Genomic DNA, 1591 nt, shown 5'->3' with positions numbered 1-1591 from the left:
AATCATGGGTATCCATAGAGTCAGAACTCAACACAAAATGCAACTGTAGTGCTAGCACTACAGTTGCGTTTTGTGTCGTGAGTAAGAGCGGATAGCAGTGGCCTGATGTGTTCGTCGAAAGACGGACCATCTGAGGATGTGAGCAACGGGTAGTTTGCGTTGTCCAAGCTTTACGACGAGGCGCCTGATTTCCTGAATGGACCAACGGACGATGATTATTGTGTTTTTTTCGGTTTCCGTGAGTTTGCCTGATACCGCACACTTGCCATGACGGCATAGGCGAGCATGACCAGAGAGACATGCCGATGCCATCCATGCCAGGAACGGGTTTCGTTATGATCAAGACCGAATTCGTTTTTGGCCGTCTCGAAACATTCTTCGATCCTCCAGCGCGTCCCTTCAACGTTCACGAGTTCCTGCATGGTTGTCCCTTTCGGGCACCAGGTCGTAAAATAGGCTAGGTCTCCATCGCCTATACTCCGACGGATCAACAGGCCGCGTGTCCATGGTCCGGCAATAGGGCAGTCAAATTCTTCAGAATCCAGATCAGCAAGCGCAAGATACGCCCAGTCATACAGCCGCTCACCTTTTGTGCCGTGTCCCGCAGATAGGCGGTACCAGTCCTGCTCTGGGAGGTTTGCAGCAATATCTTTGGCTTCTCCTGCAATCAGCGGGTTGGTTGCCCATGACCCGAACCAGTGATTGCCTTTGACGCCAAGGACATATCCAACGCCTGCCCGACGAAGCGTGCGTTCCACATCTCCCACGCCATAAACGCTGTCTGCTGCAACCCAGCGGAAGGGCACACCGGCCTCAATACTCCGCTCAATCATCATCGAGGCTAACGCCGGTTTGGTTGCAAACACCACGTCATCGGGAACGTGGGCCTGCTTCAGGCGCTCACGGTCAGATGTCCAGTCTTTCGGGAGATACAGGGCGCGGTCAATAAAAGCATGGCCCCGCGCCGATACATAGGTGGCAAATACCCCAATCTGGCAGTTCGTGATCTTGCCGGCAGATCCCGTATACTGCCGCCCCACACCGCAGGACGCCTGACCTTTCTTCAGAAAACCGGTCTCATCGATGACCAGCACGCCACCTTCAGTGCCCAGATGCTCGATCACATGATCCCTGACGACATCACGAAGGGCATCGGCGTCCCATTGTCCGCGCCCGAGAAGCGCCTGTTGCCGCCATGGACCGGGATCTCCTGCGGCTTCCGCTCGCATCCATCCCGTTTTGCGTGGTTCATTACCAATCAGAACGTCAAGGAAGGCACACGCAGAAGCCGCAACACGCTTCTGCGTAAACAGCGGCGCGATCTGCTCCTTTACTGCCCGAAGCCCGAACGCCCACAAATCCAGCGTCTCTTCAACAGACGCACCGCCACTCGTCAGATCCTGAATCATGGTTACCCATAGATTCAGAACTCAACACAAAACGCAACTGTAGTGCTAGATAGCATTAAGAGTGCTCACGATTATGCGCACTTCATGATATTGATTATCAATTGCGTTTGTGGGAGAGTTTTTACCAGGTAATGCGCGCGGTCTCGCTGCGCTTCTAAATGTGCCGGTTTTGCAGGCATTTT

The 1591-nt window shown here is 53.9% G+C and carries 1 protein-coding gene; it reads right to left on the bottom strand.

The annotated features are described in order from the left end of the window. Nucleotides 1-215 precede the first annotated feature (215 nt). Nucleotides 216-1409 (bottom strand): IS701 family transposase, encoded by a 1194-nt coding sequence (locus tag ABF824_RS16360; RefSeq protein ID WP_415490006.1) that lies wholly within the window; start codon nucleotides 1407-1409, stop codon nucleotides 216-218. Nucleotides 1410-1591 lie beyond the last annotated feature (182 nt).

The sequence above is a fragment of the Acetobacter sp. genome, assembly GCF_047721705.1.
In the GTDB taxonomy this organism is placed as follows: domain Bacteria; phylum Pseudomonadota; class Alphaproteobacteria; order Acetobacterales; family Acetobacteraceae; genus Acetobacter.
The sequence above is the reverse complement of the archived record's forward strand: the minus strand, read 5'-3'. Positions and strand labels throughout refer to the sequence as shown.